This window comes from Sphingomonas sp. Leaf412, from assembly GCF_001425405.1.
Taxonomy (GTDB): Bacteria; Pseudomonadota; Alphaproteobacteria; order Sphingomonadales; family Sphingomonadaceae; genus Sphingomonas.
This window is the reverse complement of the sequence record NZ_LMQP01000003.1, coordinates 846,818-867,161: the sequence shown is the minus strand read 5'-3', so window position 1 is coordinate 867,161 and position 20,344 is coordinate 846,818. Positions and strand designations below refer to the sequence as shown.

19 protein-coding genes are annotated in these 20,344 nt (G+C 70.4%); 9 read left to right on the top strand and 10 right to left on the bottom strand.

Annotation, left to right across the window (positions count from 1 at the left end):
- Positions 1-51: 51 nt before the first annotated feature.
- Positions 52-273, top strand: a complete 222-nt coding sequence (locus ASG29_RS11315) for a hypothetical protein (RefSeq protein WP_055983805.1) — start codon at positions 52-54, stop codon at positions 271-273.
- 113 nt (positions 274-386) lie between these two features.
- On the opposite strand, the gene ASG29_RS11310 is transcribed toward ASG29_RS11315, so the two are convergent.
- The 7 genes from ASG29_RS11310 to ASG29_RS11280 form a co-directional block, all read right to left on the bottom strand.
- On the bottom strand, positions 387-1,034 hold the full coding sequence (locus ASG29_RS11310; RefSeq protein ID WP_055983802.1) for a glutathione S-transferase family protein: 648 nt from the start codon (positions 1,032-1,034) through the stop codon (positions 387-389).
- Entirely contained in the window at positions 1,031-1,924 is an 894-nt protein-coding gene (locus ASG29_RS11305; RefSeq protein ID WP_055983798.1) for a class I SAM-dependent methyltransferase, read from the bottom strand. Before ASG29_RS11305 ends, ASG29_RS11310 begins: the two co-directional genes overlap by 4 nt.
- Before the next feature lie 128 nt (positions 1,925-2,052).
- Entirely contained in the window at positions 2,053-3,126 is a 1,074-nt protein-coding gene (gene recA / locus ASG29_RS11300) for a recombinase RecA (RefSeq protein ID WP_055983795.1), read from the bottom strand.
- A 90-nt stretch (positions 3,127-3,216) separates the two neighbouring features.
- Positions 3,217-3,915 (bottom strand): enoyl-CoA hydratase/isomerase family protein, encoded by a 699-nt coding sequence (locus ASG29_RS11295; RefSeq protein ID WP_055983792.1) that lies wholly within the window; start codon positions 3,913-3,915, stop codon positions 3,217-3,219.
- Positions 3,916-3,933: 18 nt separating this feature from the next.
- Positions 3,934-4,764, bottom strand: a complete 831-nt coding sequence (locus ASG29_RS11290; RefSeq protein ID WP_055983789.1) for a 4-(cytidine 5'-diphospho)-2-C-methyl-D-erythritol kinase — start codon at positions 4,762-4,764, stop codon at positions 3,934-3,936.
- Complete coding sequence (locus ASG29_RS11285; protein WP_235532883.1) at positions 4,761-6,284, bottom strand: tetratricopeptide repeat protein; 1,524 nt, start codon at positions 6,282-6,284, stop codon at positions 4,761-4,763. Before ASG29_RS11285 ends, ASG29_RS11290 begins: the two co-directional genes overlap by 4 nt.
- A gap of 328 nt (positions 6,285-6,612) precedes the next feature.
- Complete coding sequence (locus ASG29_RS11280) at positions 6,613-8,271, bottom strand: electron transfer flavoprotein-ubiquinone oxidoreductase (protein WP_055985494.1); 1,659 nt, start codon at positions 8,269-8,271, stop codon at positions 6,613-6,615.
- Positions 8,272-8,505: 234 nt separating this feature from the next.
- Between ASG29_RS11280 and ASG29_RS11275 the strand changes: the two genes are divergently transcribed.
- Both ASG29_RS11275 and ASG29_RS11270 read left to right on the top strand, forming a co-directional pair.
- On the top strand, positions 8,506-9,243 hold the full coding sequence (locus ASG29_RS11275; protein WP_235532881.1) for a uracil-DNA glycosylase: 738 nt from the start codon (positions 8,506-8,508) through the stop codon (positions 9,241-9,243).
- Between the two features lie 11 nt (positions 9,244-9,254).
- Complete coding sequence (locus tag ASG29_RS11270; RefSeq protein ID WP_055985491.1) at positions 9,255-11,063, top strand: lytic transglycosylase domain-containing protein; 1,809 nt, start codon at positions 9,255-9,257, stop codon at positions 11,061-11,063.
- A gap of 23 nt (positions 11,064-11,086) precedes the next feature.
- On the opposite strand, the gene ASG29_RS11265 is transcribed toward ASG29_RS11270, so the two are convergent.
- Positions 11,087-12,139: a tetratricopeptide repeat protein gene (locus ASG29_RS11265; protein WP_162242965.1), complete on the bottom strand. Its 1,053-nt coding sequence runs from the start codon at positions 12,137-12,139 to the stop codon at positions 11,087-11,089.
- Positions 12,140-12,249: 110 nt separating this feature from the next.
- On the opposite strand from ASG29_RS11265, the gene moaB reads away from it, so the two are divergent.
- Positions 12,250-12,777, top strand: coding sequence for a molybdenum cofactor biosynthesis protein B (gene moaB / locus ASG29_RS11260; protein ID WP_055985488.1), 528 nt, complete (start codon positions 12,250-12,252; stop codon positions 12,775-12,777).
- Positions 12,777-12,929: a DUF2256 domain-containing protein gene (locus tag ASG29_RS16450; RefSeq protein WP_082515940.1), complete on the top strand. Its 153-nt coding sequence runs from the start codon at positions 12,777-12,779 to the stop codon at positions 12,927-12,929. Before moaB ends, ASG29_RS16450 begins: the two co-directional genes overlap by 1 nt.
- A gap of 95 nt (positions 12,930-13,024) precedes the next feature.
- On the opposite strand, the gene ASG29_RS11255 is transcribed toward ASG29_RS16450, so the two are convergent.
- Positions 13,025-13,375, bottom strand: a complete 351-nt coding sequence (locus tag ASG29_RS11255; RefSeq protein WP_055983781.1) for a GFA family protein — start codon at positions 13,373-13,375, stop codon at positions 13,025-13,027.
- A 47-nt stretch (positions 13,376-13,422) separates the two neighbouring features.
- Between ASG29_RS11255 and ASG29_RS11250 the strand changes: the two genes are divergently transcribed.
- Both ASG29_RS11250 and ASG29_RS11245 read left to right on the top strand, forming a co-directional pair.
- Complete coding sequence (locus ASG29_RS11250; protein ID WP_055985484.1) at positions 13,423-14,505, top strand: PA0069 family radical SAM protein; 1,083 nt, start codon at positions 13,423-13,425, stop codon at positions 14,503-14,505.
- A 29-nt stretch (positions 14,506-14,534) separates the two neighbouring features.
- Complete coding sequence (locus ASG29_RS11245; protein ID WP_055983778.1) at positions 14,535-15,071, top strand: (2Fe-2S)-binding protein; 537 nt, start codon at positions 14,535-14,537, stop codon at positions 15,069-15,071.
- Positions 15,072-15,186: 115 nt separating this feature from the next.
- Here the strand turns inward: ASG29_RS11245 and ASG29_RS11240 are convergent, their stop codons facing one another.
- The gene (locus tag ASG29_RS11240; RefSeq protein WP_055983776.1) at positions 15,187-16,473 is read right to left on the bottom strand and encodes an MFS transporter; all 1,287 of its coding nucleotides are present in this window, start codon (positions 16,471-16,473) and stop codon (positions 15,187-15,189) included.
- A gap of 88 nt (positions 16,474-16,561) precedes the next feature.
- Between ASG29_RS11240 and ASG29_RS11235 the strand changes: the two genes are divergently transcribed.
- On the top strand, positions 16,562-19,699 hold the full coding sequence (locus tag ASG29_RS11235; RefSeq protein ID WP_055983772.1) for an acetyl-CoA carboxylase family protein: 3,138 nt from the start codon (positions 16,562-16,564) through the stop codon (positions 19,697-19,699).
- A gap of 1 nt (position 19,700) precedes the next feature.
- Positions 19,701-20,339: a glutathione S-transferase family protein gene (locus ASG29_RS11230; protein ID WP_055983770.1), complete on the top strand. Its 639-nt coding sequence runs from the start codon at positions 19,701-19,703 to the stop codon at positions 20,337-20,339.
- Positions 20,340-20,344: the final 5 nt, after the last annotated feature.

Sequence of the window (20,344 nt, the reverse complement as noted above, 5' to 3'; positions counted from 1 at the left end):
AGAGCGCGTGTGTATCTGGATGGTGTGGCACCGGCACGGTCGGACGAGGCGATGGTGATCCTTCAGACGCTGCTGTGCCTGATGCGGGAGAAGAACCTGCTGAGTCGCGCCGATATCGAGGAATTGTGCGATCGCGTGGCGATGCGCGCGGCGCAGGCGGAACGCGATCCCCTGCCCTGCTGCCCCGCTGCCGCGACCTCCGCCGCGACGCAGATGGCGCAGATCGGCGGCTATATCGGGCGCCAGTACGGCGGCAAGCACCGCCGCAGCTGATCCTTTGGGCCACCCGGTAGCCGGGTGGCCGAACATGGCGCCGTTATGTTCGGTCCGGTCGACGGGCGGAACCGGGCGCCCGCCGACCCTCGATCATGAACGCGAGCGGGCGCTCAGGCGTAGGCGTAGGGGCCGCCGATCGCGAGCGCCTTGCGATAGGCCGGTCGGGCATGGATCTTCTCCAGCCAGGCCATCGTCGCGGGACGCGAGGCGCCGAGCCCGCCGCGACTGACCGCGGCTTCCAGAGGGAAGCTCATCATCACGTCGGCGGCGGTCATCGCGTCGCCCGCGAACCAAGGCTGTTTCGCCAAGGTCGCCTCCACGAAATCGAGGTGGCGGTCCAGCATCGGCCGAATACGCTTCGCCGCGCGCTTCCCGACGAGCGGGATGCGTCCCAGCACCAGCAACAATAGCAGCGGTGGCATCAGCGATCCTTCGGCGTAATGCAGCCAGAACCGCCACGCCAGCGCATCGTCGCGGCGCGAGGGCGGGCCGAGGCGCCCATCGGCCTTGTCGACGAGATATTCCGCGATCGCCCCGGTTTCGGCGACGACGCGGTTGCGGCCGTCGTGCTGCTCGTCGCTGTCCTCCACCACCGGGGACTTGCCGAGCGGATGGACCGCGCGCAGTTCGGGCGGGGCCAGCATCGTCTTCTTGTCGCGCTCGTAGCGGCGGACCTCGTACGGCAGCCCCAGTTCCTCCAGCATCCACAGCACGCGCTGCGACCGGGAATTCTCCAGATGATGGACGATGATGGTCATGCGGCTTCCCCTGCTGCGTCGGCGTGCCAGATCCGGATGGCCGCCGTGAACGCGACGACGCCATCGTGCGTCCGTTCGCGCAGCATGTCGAGGAGGCGTCGTTCCATCGCCCGTCTTTCGTCCGGTGCCGCGGCGGCGAGCAGGCCGGCGGCGGGGCCGATCCGGCGGTAGAAGGCGAGCGCGTCCGCCGCCGCATCGTCCCCCGCCCCGACGACGTAGCGGACGTCGTACGGGTCGGCGCGTACATGCTGCCAGCCCGCACGGGCCAGGATCGCGGTGGCGACGTTCGCGTCGGACAGGCCGTAGGGGCCGGGGACATAGCCCGTGTCCGATGCCGTCGGCAGGCCGAGCACGCGTTCGACCGCGGTCGACCAGTCGTTTTCGGCGCGCGCGCGAAAGGTGGAGAACAGCAGCGGCGCGCCGGGGCGCATCGCGGCTCGCAGCGTGGAGAAGGCCGCGACGGGATCGGCGACGAACATCACGCCATGGCGCGATACGGCCAGGTCGATCGGCGCGCGGGCGGTTGCGACCGATCCCGCATCGCCATGGACGAAGGCGGCATTGGGCACGCCGTCCGCGCGCGACCGCGCGACCGCGACGAGATCGCCGGACAGGTCGGCCCCGACGACCGACAGCCCGGGCCGCGACCGCGCGAGCGACAGGGCCGTGCTGCCCACGCCGCATCCGATGTCGAGCGCGACGCCCGCAACAGGCGCGACCTGCGCGATCGCGGCGTCGAGCACCGCGGCGATCCCGGCGAACGCGCGTTCGGTGCGGCGATGCTCGATCGCCCAAGCGGCGCCGACCCGTCCGCCCCAGTCCGACGCGGTCGTCACGATCGCATCTGGCGTCGCCGCGATGCGCCCGATGCCGCTCCGGCCACCGCGCATAGGCGACCGTCGGTCACGATCGTCCCACCGGCGTTATCCCGACGGGGGCGGCTCGCGCCATGCGCAGGGTCGGCACGTCGAGAGACCGCCGACCGAGTCCGCCCGTCGCTCTGCCCGGCCCGCACGGGTCAGGCGTCGTCGTCCGGCCCGGCACCGACCATCATCTCCTCGGCGACCTTTTCCGTCCGCGCGCGGATCGCCTTTTCCAGGCGATCGGCCATTTCCGGATTTTCCTTCAGGAAGGTCTTCGAATTTTCGCGCCCCTGCCCGATTCGCACGCTGTCGTAGCTGAACCACGCGCCCGACTTCTCGACCAGCCCGGCCTTTACGCCCAGGTCGAGGATCTCGCCGATCTTCGATATGCCCTCGCCGTACATGATGTCGAACTCGACCTGCTTGAACGGCGGTGCGACCTTGTTCTTCACCACCTTCACGCGGGTCGCGTTGCCGACGACCTCGTCACGATCCTTGATCGCGCCGGTGCGGCGGATGTCGAGGCGGACCGAAGCGTAGAATTTCAGCGCGTTGCCGCCCGTCGTCGTCTCCGGATTGCCGTACATCACGCCGATCTTCATGCGCAGCTGGTTGATGAAGATCACCATGCAGCGCGAGCGGCTGATCGAGCCGGTCAGCTTGCGCAGCGACTGGCTCATCAGGCGCGCCTGGAGGCCGACGTGGCTGTCGCCCATCTCGCCCTCGATCTCCGCGCGCGGGACCAATGCTGCGACCGAATCGACCACCAGCACGTCGATCGCGTTCGAGCGGACGAGCGTGTCGACGATCTCCAGCGCCTGCTCACCCGTATCGGGCTGCGACACGATCAGCTCGTCGATGTCGACGCCCAGCTTCTTGGCATAGACGGGATCGAGCGCGTGTTCGGCGTCGACGAAGGCGGCGGTGCCGCCGTTCTTCTGCGCCTGCGCGATGACGTGGAGCGCGAGCGTGGTCTTGCCCGACGATTCGGGACCGTACACCTCGATCACGCGGCCGCGCGGCAGGCCGCCGACGCCCAATGCGATGTCGAGGCCGAGCGAGCCGGTGGAGATCACCTCCACCTCCATCGACTGTTTCGAGCCCAGCTTCATCGCCGAGCCCTTTCCGAAGGCGCGGTCGATCTGCGCCAGTGCGGCGTCGAGCGCCTTCTGCCGGTCCGTGGTTGCGGTTGCCATGCCCGTGTCGATCACCTGAAGTTTGGCGGCCATCTGCCTCGTCCCTCGCTAGAGCGCTTGCGTCGGTCACGCAACGCGATGTTCGGGACGTACCGCATTTGTTCACGTGGAACAAGAGGCGAACTATCGATAGCGGGCGGTCGCGGCGGCGAAGGCGGGATTGCCGAACGACCGCTCGAAGGCCGCATCGTGCGCGGGGTCCGCCGGGTCGGCGAGCATGCGCTTGAGCGTCGCGAGCGCGGACGCGTCGTTGTCGGCGATGCGTCGCGCGACCGCGACCGGATCGTCGCCCAGGTCGGCCAGGCCGATGCGCACGGCCTCGCCCGCGTCGATCGTGTCGGCGGTGAGGAGCAGGCGACGCGCCGCGCCCGTGCCGACACGCGCCACCAGCCGGGCGATGTCCGCGGCGGGATAGGCGATGCCGAGCCGCGCGGGCGGGATCGCGAAGCGCGCCCGCGGCGTGGCGACGATCAGGTCGCAGGCGAGCGCGAGCGCGACGGCGGCACCGAAACATCCGCCGTCGACCGCGGCGACCGTCGGCATCGGCAAGGCGGCGACGGCGTCGATGCCCGCGCGCATCGCCGACCGGAACGTCGCGCGGGCGGGCACGTCGTCGGCCAGCTTCGCGAGATCCACGAGGTCGGCGCCGGCGGAGAAGATGCCCGGGGTCGCGCTCGCGACGACCACGACCGCGGTGTCGGCGGGGATGCGCGCGACCGCGGCGGCCAGGTCGTGCCATGCGCCGATACGGAACGCATTGCGCGCGGCGAGACGGTCGAGCGTGACGGTGGCGATGCGGTCGGCGTGGGCGAGGTGGATCATCGCATCGCTATCCACGGCTCACGCGACGGTCGTCGCGAGCTGCCACCAGGCGGGATGCGCCGCGGCGATGGTCGCGGCGGCGGCGTCGCGGCGTGCCGCGTCCCCGAACAGCGCGAAACAGGTGGCGCCCGAACCGGACATGCGCGCCAGCACGACGCCGGGTTGCGCGGCCAGCATGAGGACGACCTGCGCGATGACGGGCGCGACACCCTCCGCTGGCGGTTGCAGGTCGTTGCGCGACGCCCGCGCGCGCGGCAGCGTCGCGCCGCCGGGGATCGCGCCGCGATCGACGCCGTCCCAGCGGGCGAAGACCTGCGCGGTCGATACCGCGACGCCGGGATTGACGAGCAGCGCGGGCATGTCGCCGAGCCCCGCGATCGGGACCAGCGCGTCGCCGCGCCCGGTGCCGAGGGTCGCACGGCCGTCGAGGCAGGCGGGCACATCCGCGCCCAGCGTCGCCGCGATGGCGAACAGCCGCGCGTCGTCGGCGGCGATACCGTGCAGCCGGGCGAGCGCGCGCAGCGTCGCGGCGGCGTCCGCGGAGCCGCCGCCGATGCCGGAGGCGATGGGCAGGTGCTTGTCGAGCACGATCGCATGCGGCTGCGCGATGTCGAAGGCGCCGGCGAAGGCGCGTTCGGCGTGGACGACGAGGTTGTCGGCCCCCTGCCCCAAGGCCGCGGCGAACGGACCGGTGACGGTGAACGCGGCGGTGTCGGCGGTCGCGACCGTCACGCCGTCGCCGTCGCGGGCGAAGGCGAACAATGTCTCCAGCTCGTGATAGCCGTCGTCGCGGCGGCGGCGGACATGGAGCGCGAGGTTCAGCTTCGCGGGCGCGGGTTCGCGGATCACAGGCCGTTCGCGATCTTCGCGGTCAGGCGCGATGCGTCGTCCGCCTCGACCAGCTGGCGTGCCGCGGTCCAGGCGTAGCGCGCCTCGAACCGGCGACCGGCGGACCAATAGACGTCGCCCAGATGCTCCGCGATCTCCGCATTGACGGGATCGGCGGCGGCGGCGCGCTCGATCAGCGGCAACGCGCGCGCGACGTCGCCGCGGCGGTACAGCGACCAGCCGAGCGAATCGGTGATCGCGGCATCGTCGGGCTGGAGCCGCGCGGCCTTTTCCAGCATCGCCTGCGCCTCCGTCGCACGTTCCCCATGCTCGATCAGCGAATAGCCCAAGTGGTTGAGCGCCAGCGGTTGTTCCGGCCCCAGCGCGACGGCGCGTTCGAGCGCGGGGCGCGCGGCCTTCCAGTCGCCCGCCAGATCCAGCGCGGCGCCCAGCTGGAGCCAGTCGGCCCAGTCCGCCGCGTCACCCGCGTCCGCGATCAGGCGGCGGTAGATCGGGGCGGCCTCCCCCGGCCGGTCGAGCCGCAGGTACAGGTCGGCGAGGCGGCGGCGATCCGCGGGGTCCTGCGCCGCGTCCGCGCGGGCGGCGGCGAGCGCGTCCTGGTCCCTGCCCGCGGCGGCCAGGATCTGAACCCGCCCGGTCGTCGCGGCACCGGCGTGGATGCTGTCGGCGGGAACGGCGGCGAGCGTCGCGACCGCCTGATCGACGGCGCCGTCGCGCGCGAGCGCACCGGCCAGCAACAGCCGCGCGCGATCGTTGCCGGGATCGGCGCGCAATGCGCCGCGCAACAACGCATAGGTCACCGGGGTCGGCGCACCGAGCGCGAGGTCGGAGGCGATGCGCGCGAACAGGTGCGCCGTCCCCGCCGCCAGCGACGGCGCGACGCCCGCACTCCTGTCGTCCGCGCGCGCGCGCAGCGCCACGATCGCGGGCGCGTCGCCGATCAGCAGCGCGCGCGCGTCGTCCGCCTTGTCCTGCGCGATCAGCAGGCGGGCGGCGAACAGGCGGTTGTCCTGCGCCGCCTGATCGTTGCCCAGCACGACGCGCAGGGCCGCGACGCCGCGATCGGTGTCGCCGCGCGCGATCCGCACCAGCGCGCGCGTCTCCTCGCCCAGGCGGCGGGCGATGCTGTCCGCGGACGGCTGCTGCCTGCCCTCGTCCAATGCCAGCCACATCCGCAGCGGCGCGGCGAAGAGCGCGAACTGGCCCGCGGCGAGGCGGTCGATCGCGGGCGCGGCGGTGGCGGGCGTCCGCGCCGCCTCCCCCATCGCCAGCAGCGCGGCGTCCGGCGGTGCCTTCGCGCCCAGCGCGGTCGCGGCGCGATCGGCGAGCGCGATGTCGCCGGCGCGCACCGCCTCGCGATAGGTGCGGATCGCGACGACGGGGTTGCCGGCGTCGGCGGCGAAGGCGCGGGCGTAATCCTGCGCCGCGGCGACGGTCCGGCCATCGGCATCGGCGGCGCGGGCGCGCATGTAGGCGGCGAGGTCGCCGGGGGTCGCGGCGGCGGGCGTGGCGAGGAGCAAGGCGGCGAGGACGAGCGACCATTTGCCACCGTCACCCCGGCCTTGAGCCGGGGTCCATCCATCCGCCGGCGAGCGCGACGATGATCGCGGTGCGTTCGCCAAGCCGCCTGATGGACTCCGGATCGAGCCCGGGGTGACGGCGTCGTTTCTGGCAGGCCTCCCACCGGGCGTCATGCCGGGCTGGTCCCGGTATCCACCGGGCCGCGGACACGGCGTCGGCTGCGCTCGCGGAGGGGTGGATGCCGGGACGGGCCCGGCATGACGGGAGTGGCGCGATGTCATCCCGCGACCCTAACAGCGCCGCCCCGCCCCGTCACATCCCGTGCCGTCACATGTTGGGATAGTTCGGTCCGCCGCCGCCCTCGGGCACGACCCAGTTGATGTTCTGCGTCGGGTCCTTGATGTCGCACGTCTTGCAGTGGACGCAATTCTGCGCGTTGATGACGAACTTCGGATCGCCCGTCTCCTCGCCCACCACCTCGTATACGCCCGCGGGGCAGTAACGCTGCGCGGGTTCGTCGTACAACGGCAGGTTGTACGCGATCGGGGTCGCGGGGTCCTTCAGCGTCAGGTGGACCGGCTGGTCCTCCTCGTGGTTGGTGTTCGACAGGAACACGCTCGACAGGCGGTCGAAGGTCAGGACGCCGTCGGGCTTGGGATAGTCGATCTTCTTCACCAGGTCCTTGCGCCACAGCGCCTCGTGATCCGGATGGTGATGCAGCGTGAACGGCCATTTCAGGCCGAGATATTCCATCCACATCGCCACCCCGGCGAAGGCGGAGCCCAGGAGGTCGCCGAAGCGCTTCACCAGCGGCACGACGTTGCGGACGATCGACAATTCCTTGTGCACCCACGACGCCTCGAACGCCTGCGGATAGGCGGCCAGTTCGTCATGCGCGCGCTGCGACACGATCGCCTCGACCGCGGCCTCCGCAGCCAGCATCCCGCTCTTCATCGCGGTATGCGTGCCCTTGATCCGCGGCACGTTCAGGAAGCCCGCGCTGTCGCCGATCAGCGCGCCGCCGGGGAAGACCAACTTCGGGATCGACTGCAACCCGCCATCGCTGATCGCGCGCGCGCCGTAGCTGACGCGCTTTCCGCCCTTCAGCAGCGCCGCGACCTGCGGATGCGTCTTCCACTTCTGCATCTCCTGGAACGGGGAGACATAGGGGTTGCTGTAGTTCAGCCAGGTGACGAAGCCGATCGACACCTGCCCGTTGGCCTGGTGATAGATCCAGCCGCCGCCGTTCGCGCCGCTCTCGCTCAGCGGCCAGCCCTGCGTGTGCACCACCGTGCCCTGCGCGTGCAGGTCGGGGGCGATGTCCCACAATTCCTTGACGCCGAGGCCATAGACCTGCGGGTCGCTGTCCTTCGTCAGGTCGAACAGCCGCATCAGTTCCTTGGTCAGGTGGCCGCGGCATCCTTCCGAGAAGAACGTATATTTCGCGTGGAGTTCGAGGCCGGGCTGCCAGTCGCCCTTGTGCGTGCCGTCGCGCGCCACGCCCATGTCGCCGGTCGCGACACCCTTCACGCTGCCATCGTCGTTGAACAGGATTTCGGCGGCGGCGAAGCCGGGGAAGATCTCGACCCCCAGTTCCTCCGCCTTGCCCGCCAGCCAGCGGCACAGATTGCCCAGCGACCCGGTATACGTCCCCTTGTTGTGCAGGAACGGCGGGGTCAGGATGTGGGGCAGGTTCAGCTTGCCCTTCTTCGTCAGCACCCAGTGCAGGTTGGACGTGACGGGCACTTCCGCCAGCGGGCAGCCGTCCTCGCGCCACGTCGGCAGCAATTCGTCCAGCGCCTGCGGATCGATCGTCGCGCCCGACAGGATGTGGGCGCCGACCTCCGACCCCTTTTCGAGGACGCAGACCGAGATATCCGCGTCGCGTTCCGCAGCGACCTGTTTCAGCCGGATCGCCGCGGACAGGCCGGCAGGGCCGGCGCCGACGATCACGACGTCATAGGGCATGGATTCGCGGTCGCTCACGGTCGTCACTCCTTCGAAGGTCGGGTATGCCGCCGGTCGCGTATCGGCCCGCCCTGTCCGCTTTCGCGGTGCCAGCGAATTGACCCTCGCGTCAACCGGGGATGGTATGCTGCAAGCCTTCTTACCGTCACCCCGGACTTGATCCGGGGTCCATCGTGCCACGCGTACAACGCCTGATGCTATCGCGGCACGATGGATGCCGGATCAAGTCCGGCATGACGGAGGGGGCGGAAGATGGTAAAGGCCGCAGTAATGGGGGCGGACCAGAATCTCGATTGGCATGGCCTGGCGGCGAGCGCGCTGGAATGGTGGCGCGACGCCGGGGTCGACACGATCGTCGAGGACGAGGCGTTTCCGTGGCTGGACGCGCCCGCCCCGGTCGCACCGGTCGTCGCCTCCGCGCCCGTACCCGCGACGGCGGCGATGCCCGATACCCTGCCCGCATTCCTGACGTGGCGCGCGGGCGCGGCGGCGCCCGAGGCGGACTGGGGCGGCACCGCCATCGCGGGGAGCGGCCCCGCAGACGCCACGCTGATGATAATCGTCGACTGCCCCGAACGTGGCGACCGCACGCAGTTGATGGAGGGGCCGACCGGCGCTCTGTTCGACCGCATGCTCGCCGCGATCGGGCAGTCGCGCGACACGGTGGCGCTCGCGGCGGTCTGTTCGCGTCGCCCCCCGACCGGGCGCGTGCCCCGCGATACCGAGGCGCGGCTGGGCGAGATCGCGCGGCATCATGCGGGCCTGGCGGCGCCGAAACGGCTGCTGGCGATGGGGGATGCGGCGACCCGTGCCCTGCTGACGATGAACGCGACGGAAGCACGCGGGCGTTTACATACGCTTCAGCATAAAAGTGGCAGCATGACGCAGGTCGTCGCCACCCACCATCCCCGCGTCCTGATCGAACGGCCCGCGATGAAGATGGAGGCGTGGCGCGACCTGTTGCTGCTGACCGGGGAGACGGACACGTGAAGACCTGGCTGATGGGCGCCGCGGCGCTGGTCGCACTTCCCGGCGCGGCCGGGGCGACCGATGCGCCCGCCGACGCGCCCGCGACGGCGCTGTCCGCCTCGCCGCGCGTGCCCGCGCAACTGACGCCCGAGCAACGCAGCGGGTATCGCACCGCTTTGTCCGCGATCCGCGACGCGCGCTGGACCGATGCGCAGATCGCGCTGGACGGGATGGCGCCGGGGCCGCTCCACGCGTGGATGCGCGCGGAATTGTACACGGCGAAGGGATCGCCGCGGGTCGAGGCCGATGCGCTTGCGCGATTGCTGGCGGAGGCGCCGGAGCTTCCCCGCGCGGCCGATATCGAGCGGCTGGCGCGATCGCGTGGGGTGACGGACCTCCCGCCCCTGCCCGTGGCGCAGCGGCTTATCTGGCAGGACGGCGCGCCCGCGCGGGTCCGGGCGAAGGCGACGAAAAGCGACCTGATCGCCGCCGATCTCGCCGCGCGGATGCAGCCGTTCGTAAAGGCGGACCAGGGCGCGGCGGCGGAGGCGCTGCTGAACGCCACGTCGGGGCTGACGCCCGAGGCGACGACCGAATGGCAATCGCGCATCGCGTGGATCCATTTCCTGACCGGGCGCGACGCCGATGCGCGCCGGCTTGCCGCGGTAGCGCAGGACGGCGCGGGCGAGTGGGCGGTGCACGCACGCTGGACAGGGGCGCTGGCGGCGTGGCGGCAGGGCGATTGCGCCGCGATGACCCCCGCGTTCGAGGGCGTGGCGGCGCGCGCGGCGGACACCGACCTGCGCGCGACCGCGACCTATTGGGCCGGGCGCGCCGACATGCGCTGCGGCCGCCCCGATCGCGTCGAGGCGCGGATGAAGCAGGCCGCGCAGTATCGCGAGACCTTCTACGGCCTGCTGGCGCGACAGGCGCTCGCCCTCGCCGAGCCGCGCGCGGCGGCGCGAAAGGCCGCGGACATGCTGTCGATGACGGGATCGGGCGACTGGCTGGCGCTGGAACGCCGCCCCAACGTGCGCGTCGCGGCGGCACTGGTCGAGATCGGCGAGGGCGATGCGGCCGAGGGCGTGATCCGGCAGCAGGCGCGGATCGGCAGTCCCGGCGAGTTCGGCAGCCTGACGCGGCTGGCGGAACAGCTGGACCTGCCCGCCACCACCGTGTGGCTGGCGCACAATATGCCGCAGGGCGTGGTCGCGACGGCCGACGCGCGCTACCCCTCGCCCAATTGGGTGCCCGACACCGGATGGCGCGTCGATCGGGCGCTGGTGTACGCGCATGCGTTGCAGGAGTCGGGGTTCCGCACGAAGGTGAAGAGCCCGGCGGGTGCCTACGGCCTGATGCAGATCATGCCCGCCGCGGCGACCGATTACATGCGCGAGCGCGGCGTGACGGTGGACCAGGCCGCGCTGACCCGCCCGTCGACCAACATCGACATCGGGCAGCGGCATATCGAGAAATTGCGCGACATGGGCCTGACCGGCGGGCTGCTGCCCAAGGTGATCGCCGCGTATAACGCCGGGCCGAAGCCGGTGGGGGAGTGGAACGGGATCGTCCGGGACGGCGGCGACCCGCTGCTGTACATCGAATCGATCCCCTATTGGGAAACGCGCGGATACGTCGTGACGGTCATGCGCAATTACTGGATGTACGAGGCGCAAGGCGGCAAGATCGCCTCGCCCAGCCGCAGCGCACTGGCACAGGGCATGTGGCCGCGCTTCCCCGGCCTGCCGGGCGCAAGCGCGGTGCGGATGAACGCCACGCCGTCGACGACCGCGATCGCGACGAACGCGACGGTGGCGGCATCGGGAACGCGGGTGGATTGAGGGGAAGGCCGGTCGGCGCCGCGCTATCGCTTGCGCGTAGTCTGGCCGAACTGCGTCATGACCTGCTGCGCTTTTTCGGCCTGTCCCAACCTCGCGTATGTATCCGCGAGTGCGGCGATGGCCCAGGTGTCACCGGGTTTGCGGTCGAGCAGCGCGTTGAGGTAGAACAATGCACCGTTATGATCTCCGCTTTGCAGACATAGCAGCGCCTCGCCCCTGAACATCGTCGCATTGGCGGCATCTCTCATCCGCACGACCCGAAAATCGTCTTCGGCGTGGCGCCGATCGCCGATCGCGGCATAAGCAAGTCCGCGACGCGCAAGCGCCTCGGGCTTCGCAGAATCCAGACGATCCGCGTGCGAAAAGTCGCGGAGTGCGTCGTCGACTTCATGTCTCTGAAAGTGGGCATCGCCGCGATTTATGTATGCGTCGATATTGTCGCCGCGCAGTTTGAGCGAACGCGTGTAATCCTCGATCGCGAAGTGAAACTGCTCGCCTTTGTGATAGAGTAGCGCGCGATTATATAAGGAATAGGAATCGGACGGATTGAGGTCGACCGCCCTGTCATAATCCGCGATTGCCCTGTCGTCCTCACCCATCTCGTGAAGCGCCGTCCCGCGCGCCGCATACAGCGCGGCCGCAGGCTTCCCCGGTGGCCGTTCGGCGATCGCCCGATCGCATAAAGCGAACCGATCGCGTGGAGCGGTATCATAGTCGGGGCTCACACAATCGTCGGTGCCCGATGCCATTGCCACGGCGACGGCAGTCAACGACAGCATCGTCCCCATGACGGTGTTCCAGCACATCGCGGCCCAGAAGCGGATCGGCTGGACTTCACGATCGTATTTGTTGCCAAGGCCGCGATCGAGCAGCGTTACCCGCCCCGAACGAAGCCCCCGAAGGACCGTGGACAACGCGAAGACCCCAAGGCCCGCAATCGGTACCGCCCAAGCCCGAGCAGACCGCACAAATGCCAGCCCCGCCGGCGTGACCAGCAACACAATCAACGCAACGACGCCCAGAAGGGCGGCGATCGTGAGCCGGACCCGCGTGGACGATGAAGCGAACACCATCATCGACATTGATCGTTCGCACGCCCTTTCTCAATAGTCGCGACGAGGGTCGCGCAACACGTCTGCGGATCGGCTGACTGGATCGTTGCGGCCAATGTTCCTACATGACGACGATGCCGATCGACGCCACGCTCCCCGTCCTCCCCGTCCGCATCGCGGTGCTGACCGTCTCCGACACCCGCGGGCTGGCGGAGGATCGGTCCGGCGACACGCTCGTCGCGCGATTGACGGAGGCGGGGCATGTGCTGGCGGACCGGACGATTTTGCGGGACGATGCGGACGATATCGTCGCGCAGCTGCATCGCTGGATCGATGATGCGGAGGTGGATTGCATCATCACCACCGGGGGCACCGGGGTTACCGGACGCGACGTGACGCCCGAGGCGGTGGAGCGCGTGGCGAAGAAGATGATCCCGGGGTTCGGCGAACTGTTCCGCTGGCTGTCGTACCAGACCATCGGCACCAGCACGGTGCAGAGCCGCGCATGCGCCTGCGTGACGCGGGGAACGTATATCTTCGCGCTGCCGGGGTCGACGGGGGCGGTGAAGGATGCGTGGGACGGCATCCTGAAGGATCAGCTCGACAGCCGCCACCGCCCCTGCAACTTCGTCGAGCTGATGCCGCGATTGCGCGAGCGATAGTGGCGCACAAGAAGCCCAACCTGCCGACGAAGGTCTGCGCGTCGTGCCATCGCCCGTTCGCGTGGCGGAAGAAATGGGCGCGCGACTGGAATAACGTGCGCTATTGCTCGGATCGGTGCCGGGGCGTGGGGGAGCGGCCGGCGGCTCGCTGAATACCCCACTCCCGTTCGTGCCGAGCGACGTCGAAGTACATGTAGCGCATAGCCTTCGACTTCGCTCAGGCCGAACGGCGGGGGGTGGATCCTGGCTAGAAACTCGCCCCGTCGACCTTCTGGACGGTCAGCGTATCGAGGTCGATCGACGGCACGCAGCGCAGGTTCACCGCCGCCATCGCCGATCCGTCCGGCCCCGTTCCGGCGCCATAGGGCTGGGTGCCGCAGGTGGCGCAGAAGCGGTGCGCGATCGTGTGGCGGTTGAAGCGATAGTCGGTCAGCGCCCCCTCCCCCGCGGTCAGCGTAAAGGAATCGGCGGGGACGAAGGCCAGCAGGAACCCCTTGCGACGGCAGTGCGAGCAGTTGCATGCGATCGCCTCCGTCGGCACGTCTCCAGCCACCGTGAACGTCACCGCGCCGCAATGGCAGCTGCCGTCATATCCCATCGCCGAAACCCCTTGTTCCCTTAATGTTCTACGCGTACACCTGCCGAATGGCCGCTGGCAAGACCCGCGCCGTTCGCGGCGCCACGCTGAACCGCGACAGCGCGCGCTTCAACCTGCCCGCGCGGGAGGCGGACGGCGACTGGCTCGATGCGCAAGAGGATATCGACGGCGCGCCGCCGCCGCTGCGCACGACCGTGACAGTCGAGCATCCGCGCACGATCATCACGCGCAACACCTCCCCCGACGTGCCTTTCGATCGCTCGATCAACGCCTATCGTGGGTGCGAGCATGGCTGCATCTATTGCTTCGCGCGGCCGAGCCATGCGTATCACGACCTGTCCCCGGGGCTGGATTTCGAGACGAAGCTGTTCGCCAAGCCCGACGCGGCGGCGCTGCTGAAGCGCGAGCTGGCGAAGAAGGGCTATGTTTGCGCGCCGATCGCGATGGGGACGAATACCGATCCGTACCAGCCGATCGAGCGCGACTGGCGCGTGACGCGCGACCTGCTCCAGGTATTGCACGAGTGCGACCACCCCGTCGTCGTCACGACCAAGTCCGATCGCGTCGTGCGCGACATCGACCTGCTGGCGGCGATGGCGGCGAAGGGGCTGGCGGCGGTGGCGGTGTCGGTCACGTCGCTGGACCCGCGCATCGCGATGACGGTGGAGCCGCGCGCGCCCTCGCCGATGCGACGGCTGGCGGCGGTGCGCGCGCTGTCGGAGGCGGGCGTGCCGACCTATGTCAACATGGCGCCGGTCATCCCCGCGATCACCGATCCGGAGGTGGAGGCGGTCGTCGCCGCCGCCGCCGCCGCGGGCGCGCGGGGGGTCAGCTACATTCCCGTGCGCCTGCCGTGGGAGGTCGCGCCGCTGTTCCGCGCGTGGCTGGACGAACATTTCCCGGATCGCGCGGGCAAGGTCATGGCGACGATCCGGTCGCTGCGCGGCGGGCGCGACAACGACCCCGGCTTCCACACCCGCATGAAGGGACAGGGGCCGTGGGCGGACCTGCTGCGCACGCGGTTCCGCATCGCGCGGGCGCGCGCGGGGTTTTCGGACGAGCGGCGGCGGCTGGACCTGCGGTGCGACCTGTTCCGTCCGCCCGCGGGGCCGCAGGGGGAATTGTTCTGACGCGCGGGCACGCGTAACGATCGCAGGCCATGACCCGGATGACCGTCAACAACGAGGCCGTCGAATATCTGCTCGACCCCGCGACGCCGTTGCTGTTCGCATTGCGCGACGCGTCGAACCTGACGGGGACGAAATACGGATGCGGCACGGGCAGTTGCGGCGCCTGCACTGTCGACGTCGACGGGCGCGCGGTGCGATCGTGCCAGGTGACGCTGGCGCAGGCGGAGGGCGCGTTCGTCACGACGATCGAGGGCCTGTCGCGCGAGCGCGCGCATCCGGTGCAGCTGGCGCTGATCGCGGACAATGTGCCGCAATGCGGCTTCTGCATTCCCGGCATCGTCATGGCGGCGGCGGCGTTGCTGAAGCGCAATCCGGGCCCCAGCGAGGACGCGGTGCGGGGCGCGATCGGGAACCTGTGCCGCTGCGGCATCTACCCCCGCCTGACCGAATCGATCCTGCGCGCGGGTCGCGCGATGCGCGGGGACGAAACGATCACCGCGGGCGCGCGGCCGGGGATCGATCCGAAGGATGCGGCGACGCGGGTGCCGGCGCTGTCGCCGAAGTGACGGGACAGGGCGCGGCCCGCCACCCTACCTCCGTTCGGGCTGAGCGTAGTCGAAGCCTTTGCACGATCCGGGGCGCATGCCCTTCGACTTCGCTCGGGGCGAACGGAGGGGGCGGCTAGTCCTCCAATATCCGGCTGTGCGTGCGCGTGTCCTTCATGCGCAGGTAGACCATTAGCGACACGCCGATCATCGCGCTGACGTACCAGTAGAAGCCCTGCTCCCAGCCCGATTTCTTGAACTGCAACGCCACCGCCTCCGCGGTCCCGCCGAACAATGCGTTCGCCAGCGCATAAGGGAAGGCGACGCCCAGCGCGCGGACGTGCGCGGGGAACAGTTCCGCCTTCACCACCGCGTTGATCGAGGTGTAGCCGGTGACGATCACCAGCGCGCCCAGCACGATGAAGAATGCCGCGACCGGACTGCCCACCGTCTCCAGCGTGGCGAAGATGGGATAGGTCGCCAGCACGCCCGCGATGCCGAACCCGACCATCAACGGCTTCCGCCCGATCCGGTCGCTGAGCGCGCCCGCCAGCGGCTGGATGCACATGAACACGAACAATGTCCCCGCGCTGATCCAGCTGGCCGTCCCGCGGCTGAACCCCGAGGTGTTGGCGAGGAATTTCTGCATGTAGATGGAATAGGCGTAGAAGGCGAGCGTGCCGCCCGCGGTGAGCAGCAGCACGGTCATGAATTCGCGCGGATGTTCGCGCCACAATGCGGTCAGGCTGGATTTCGCCTGACCCTCCTTGTGGGCGTTTTCGAAGCTCTCGGTCTCCGCCAGTCGCCGCCGCAGCCAGAAGACGCCGACCGCCAGCACGCCGCCGATGAAGAACGGGATGCGCCAGCCCCACGCGTCCAGCGCCGCCTCGCTCATCGTCGCCTGTAGCACCAGCAGCACGCACAAGGCGGTCAACTGGCCTGCGATGAGCGTCACGTACTGGAAGGAGGAGAAGAAGCCGCGGTTGTTCTTCCCCGCCATTTCGGAAAGGTAGGTCGCGCTGGCGCCATATTCGCCGCCGACCGACAGGCCCTGCATCAGCCGCGCGACGATCAGCAGCGCGGGCGCGGCGAGGCCGATCGTCTCGCGCGTCGGCGTGACCGCGATCAGCAGCGATCCGGCACACATCAGCGTGACCGACAGGGTCAGCCCCGCCTTCCGCCCCTTGCGGTCCGCGTAGATGCCCATGATCCAGCCGCCGACCGGCCGCATGACGAAGCCGACCGCGAACACCAGAGCGGCACTGAGCAATTCCGTCGTCCGGTCGCCCGAGGGGAAGAAGTGCTTCGCGAAATACAGCGTGAAGGCGGAATAGGCGTACCAGTCGTACCATTCGACCAGATTGCCCGCGGACCCGCCGAGGATGTTGCGCAGGCGGTCCCGCTTCGTCGCTGTCGTCGTCATACGCGCGATCCTATCGCAGGCGCGGATTTCCGAAAGGGGGTTGATGGCGCGCGCCCCGCCGCCGACAGTCGCGGGAAAGGGAGAGCGCATGCCGACGATGCTGATCGCCAACCGCGGCGAGATCGCGATCCGGATCGCGCGGACCGCGCGCGCGACGGGATATGGGGTCGTGACCGCCCATTCCGCGGACGATGCCGACGCCCCGCACGTCGCCGCGGGCGACCGGACGGCGGCGCTGCCCGGCGAGGGGCCGGCGGCCTATCTGGCCATCGACGCGATCATCGCCGCGGCGCGCGCGGCGGGATGCGACGCGATCCATCCCGGCTACGGCTTCCTGAGCGAGAGCGCCGCCTTCGCCCGCGCGTGCGATGCGGCGGGGCTTACCTTCGTCGGGCCGTCCGCGGAGGCGCTGGCGCTGTTCGGGAACAAGGCCGCGGCCAAGGCGCTGGCGCGCGAGGTCGGTGTCCCGGTGCTGGCGGAGGGCGAGGCCGCGCTGGCGGAGGGCGCGGTGATGGTGAAGGCGGTCGCGGGCGGCGGCGGGCGCGGCATCCGGATCGTCCGCGACGCCGCCGCCCTGCCCGCCGCGATCGCCGCCGCGCGGGCGGAGGCCGAGGCGGCGTTCGGCGACGGCGCGACGATCGTCGAACGCCATGTCGCGCGCGCACGGCATATCGAGGTGCAGCTGGCGGGCGACGCCGCGGGCGCGGTGGTGGCGCTGGGTACGCGCGACTGTTCGATCCAACGGCGGCACCAGAAGTTCGTCGAGGTCGCGCCCGCGCAATGGCTCGATCCCGCGATGGAGCGCGACATCGTGGCGGCGGCGGTCCGGTTGCTGTCGGCGCGCCGCTATGTCGGGCTGGCGACCGCGGAGTTCCTGGTCGACCTGGACCGCGGGGATTTCGCCTTCCTCGAGGTCAATCCGCGGTTGCAGGTGGAGCATACCGTGACGGAGGAGGTGACGGGCCTCGACCTCGTCGCGCTGCAATTGCGGCTGTCGGCGGGTGGCGCGGTGCCCGCGGCGCCGGAGACGCGTGGGGTCGCGATCGAATTGCGCGTCGGGGCGGAGACGCTGGCGCCGGACGGTAGCGTCCGGGCCGAGGTCGGAACGGTCGCGGCGTGGCGTGCGCCGGGCGGGCCGGGGGTGCGCGTCGACGCCGCGGTGGTTGCGGGGATGACGGTCAATCCGCGCTTCGATCCGCTGCTGGCGAAGCTGGTCGTGCGCGGGGCGGACTGGCCCGAGGCGCTGGCGCGCGCGAAGGCGGCGGCGGCGGAATGCGCGATCGAGGGCGTGGCGACCAATCTGCCGCTGCTGCGCGCGCTGCTCGACCGGGCGGCGATCGACGGGGTGGTCGAGACGGGGTGGTTCGATTCGGTTGCGGGCGACTTCGCGACCGTCGTGGACATGGCGGACGCCGACCCCCTCGCCGCGACCGCGCCGCTGTCCGGCGTCGTGGTGGCCATCACGGTCGCGATCGGCGACACGGTGGCCGCGGGCGCCGAGGTGGCGACGGTCGAGGCGCTGAAGATGCAGCATGCGGTCGCGGCCCCCGTTGCGGGGATCGTGCGCGCCGTCGCGGTCGCACCCGGTGCGGGCGTGGCGCAGGGCGCGCCCGTGGTGCTGCTCGACCCGGTCGATGGCGACGGCGCGGTCGTGGCCGCTGCGGCGGCGGCCGATCCCGACCTGATCCGCCCCGATTTGGCGGAGGCGATCGCGGCGCGCGCGCCCGGCCTCGACGCGAACCGCGGCGAGGCCGTCGCACGACGACATGCCAAGGGTCAGCGCACCGCGCGCGAGAATGTCGCGGACCTGTTCGATCCCGGCAGCTTCGTCGAATATGGCGCACTGACCATCGCGGCGCAGCGGCGGCGGCGCGATCTGGCGGACCTGATCGCCCATACCCCACACGACGGGCTGGTCGGCGGGGTCGGCACGGTCAATGCCGCGGACGTCGGCGAGGAGCGCGCGAAATGCCTCGGCCTCGCCTACGACTATACCGTCCTGGCGGGGACGCAGGGGATGTGGAACCACCGCAAGACCGACCGGCTGCTGGCGGTGGCGGAAACGCAGCGGTTGCCGGTCGTCTTCTACACCGAGGGCGGCGGCGGGCGGCCGGGCGATGTCGATGCACTTGGGGTGTCGGGACTCGACACGCCGACGTTCCGCAGCTTCGCCGCATTGTCGGGGAAGGCCGTGCGGATCGGGATCACGACCGGCTTCTGCTTCGCGGGCAATGCGGTCCTCTACGGCTGCGCCGATATCACGATCGCCACCGCGGACGCGCATATCGGCATGGGCGGGCCCGCGATGATCGAGGGCGGCGGGCTGGGCGTGTTCCGGCCGACCGAGATCGGGCCGGTGGCGGTGCAGCATGCCAATGGCGTCGTCGACCTGCTGGTGGCGGACGAGGTCGCGGCGACCGCGGCGGCGAAACGCCTGCTGGGCTTCTTCCAGGGCAGGCTGCCCGCGGGGGACGTGCCCGACCAGCGCCTGCTGCGCCATGCGGTGCCCGAGAATCGATTGCGCGTGTTCGACATGCGCCGCGCCGTCGCCGGGCTGGTCGATGCGGATACGTTCGTGGAATTGCGCGGCGGGTTCGCGGCCGGGATGGTCACGGGACTGGCGCGGATCGACGGGCGACCGGTGGGCATCCTCGCCAACGATTGCCGCCACCTGTCGGGCGCGATCGACAGCGACGGGGCGGACAAGGCGGCGCGCTTCATGCAATTGTGCGACGCGTTCGGCCTGCCGATCGTGTCGCTGATCGACACGCCGGGCTTCATGGTGGGGCCGGAGGCGGAGGCGACCGCGCCGGTGCGTCACGGATCGCGCATGTTCCTGGTCGCAGCGCAATTGTCGGTGCCGCTGTTCGCGGTGGTGGTGCGCAAGGCCTATGGCCTCGGCGCGCAGGCGATGGCGGGGGGATCGTTGCAGGCGAACGCCTTCACCGTCTCGTGGCCGACGGGCGAGTTCGGGGGCATGGGGCTGGAGGGCGCGGTCAGGCTGGGATACCGGCGCGAGCTGGAGGCGATCGCGGACCCCGCGGCGCGGGAGGCGCGGTTCGGGGAGCTGGTCGCCGCGAGCTACGACCGGGGCAAGGCGATATCGGTCGCGCGCGTGCTGGAGATCGACGCGGTGATCGATCCCGCCGACACGCGTGCATGGCTGCGCCGGGGCCTCGCCTCGGCCGAACCCAGGCCCTCGGGCCGTTTCGTGGATGCGTGGTGACATGATCGAACTGTGGCATTGCGCGGACGCGCGAAGTTTCCGGGCGCTGTGGATGCTGGAGGAGATGGGACTTTCCTATCGCCTCCACCTCCTGCCCTTCCCGCCGCGCATCCGGGCGCCGGAATATCTGGAGGAGAACCCGCTCGGCACGATCCCGCTGCTGGTCGACGGGGCGACGAGGATGACCGAATCGGCGGCGATCGTGGAATATCTCGCCGGTCGCCACGGGCCGACACCGCTGGCGGTGTCGGTGGACGAGGCGGATTATGGCGCGTGGCTCGACTGGTTGCACCGGGGCGAGGCGACGCTGACCTTTCCGCAGACGATCGTGCTGCGATACCGGCATCTCGAAGCGAGGGACCGGCGCCTGCCGCAGGCGGCGGACGATTATGCGCAATGGTTCGGATCGCGGCTGAAGGCCGTGGAGCGCACGCTGGCGGACGGTCGCGAGTGGCTGTGCGCGGGGCGGTTTACCGGGGCCGACATATCGGTCGGCTATGCGCTGCTGCTGGCGCGGTCGCTGAAGCTGGACGAGCGCTGGGGCGACGGCGTGCGCGGCTATTGGGAGCGGGTGTCGGCACGGCCGGGATTCCTGCGCGCGAAGGCGGCGCAGGGCAGCGACACGCCACTGCCGCGCTGAAACGA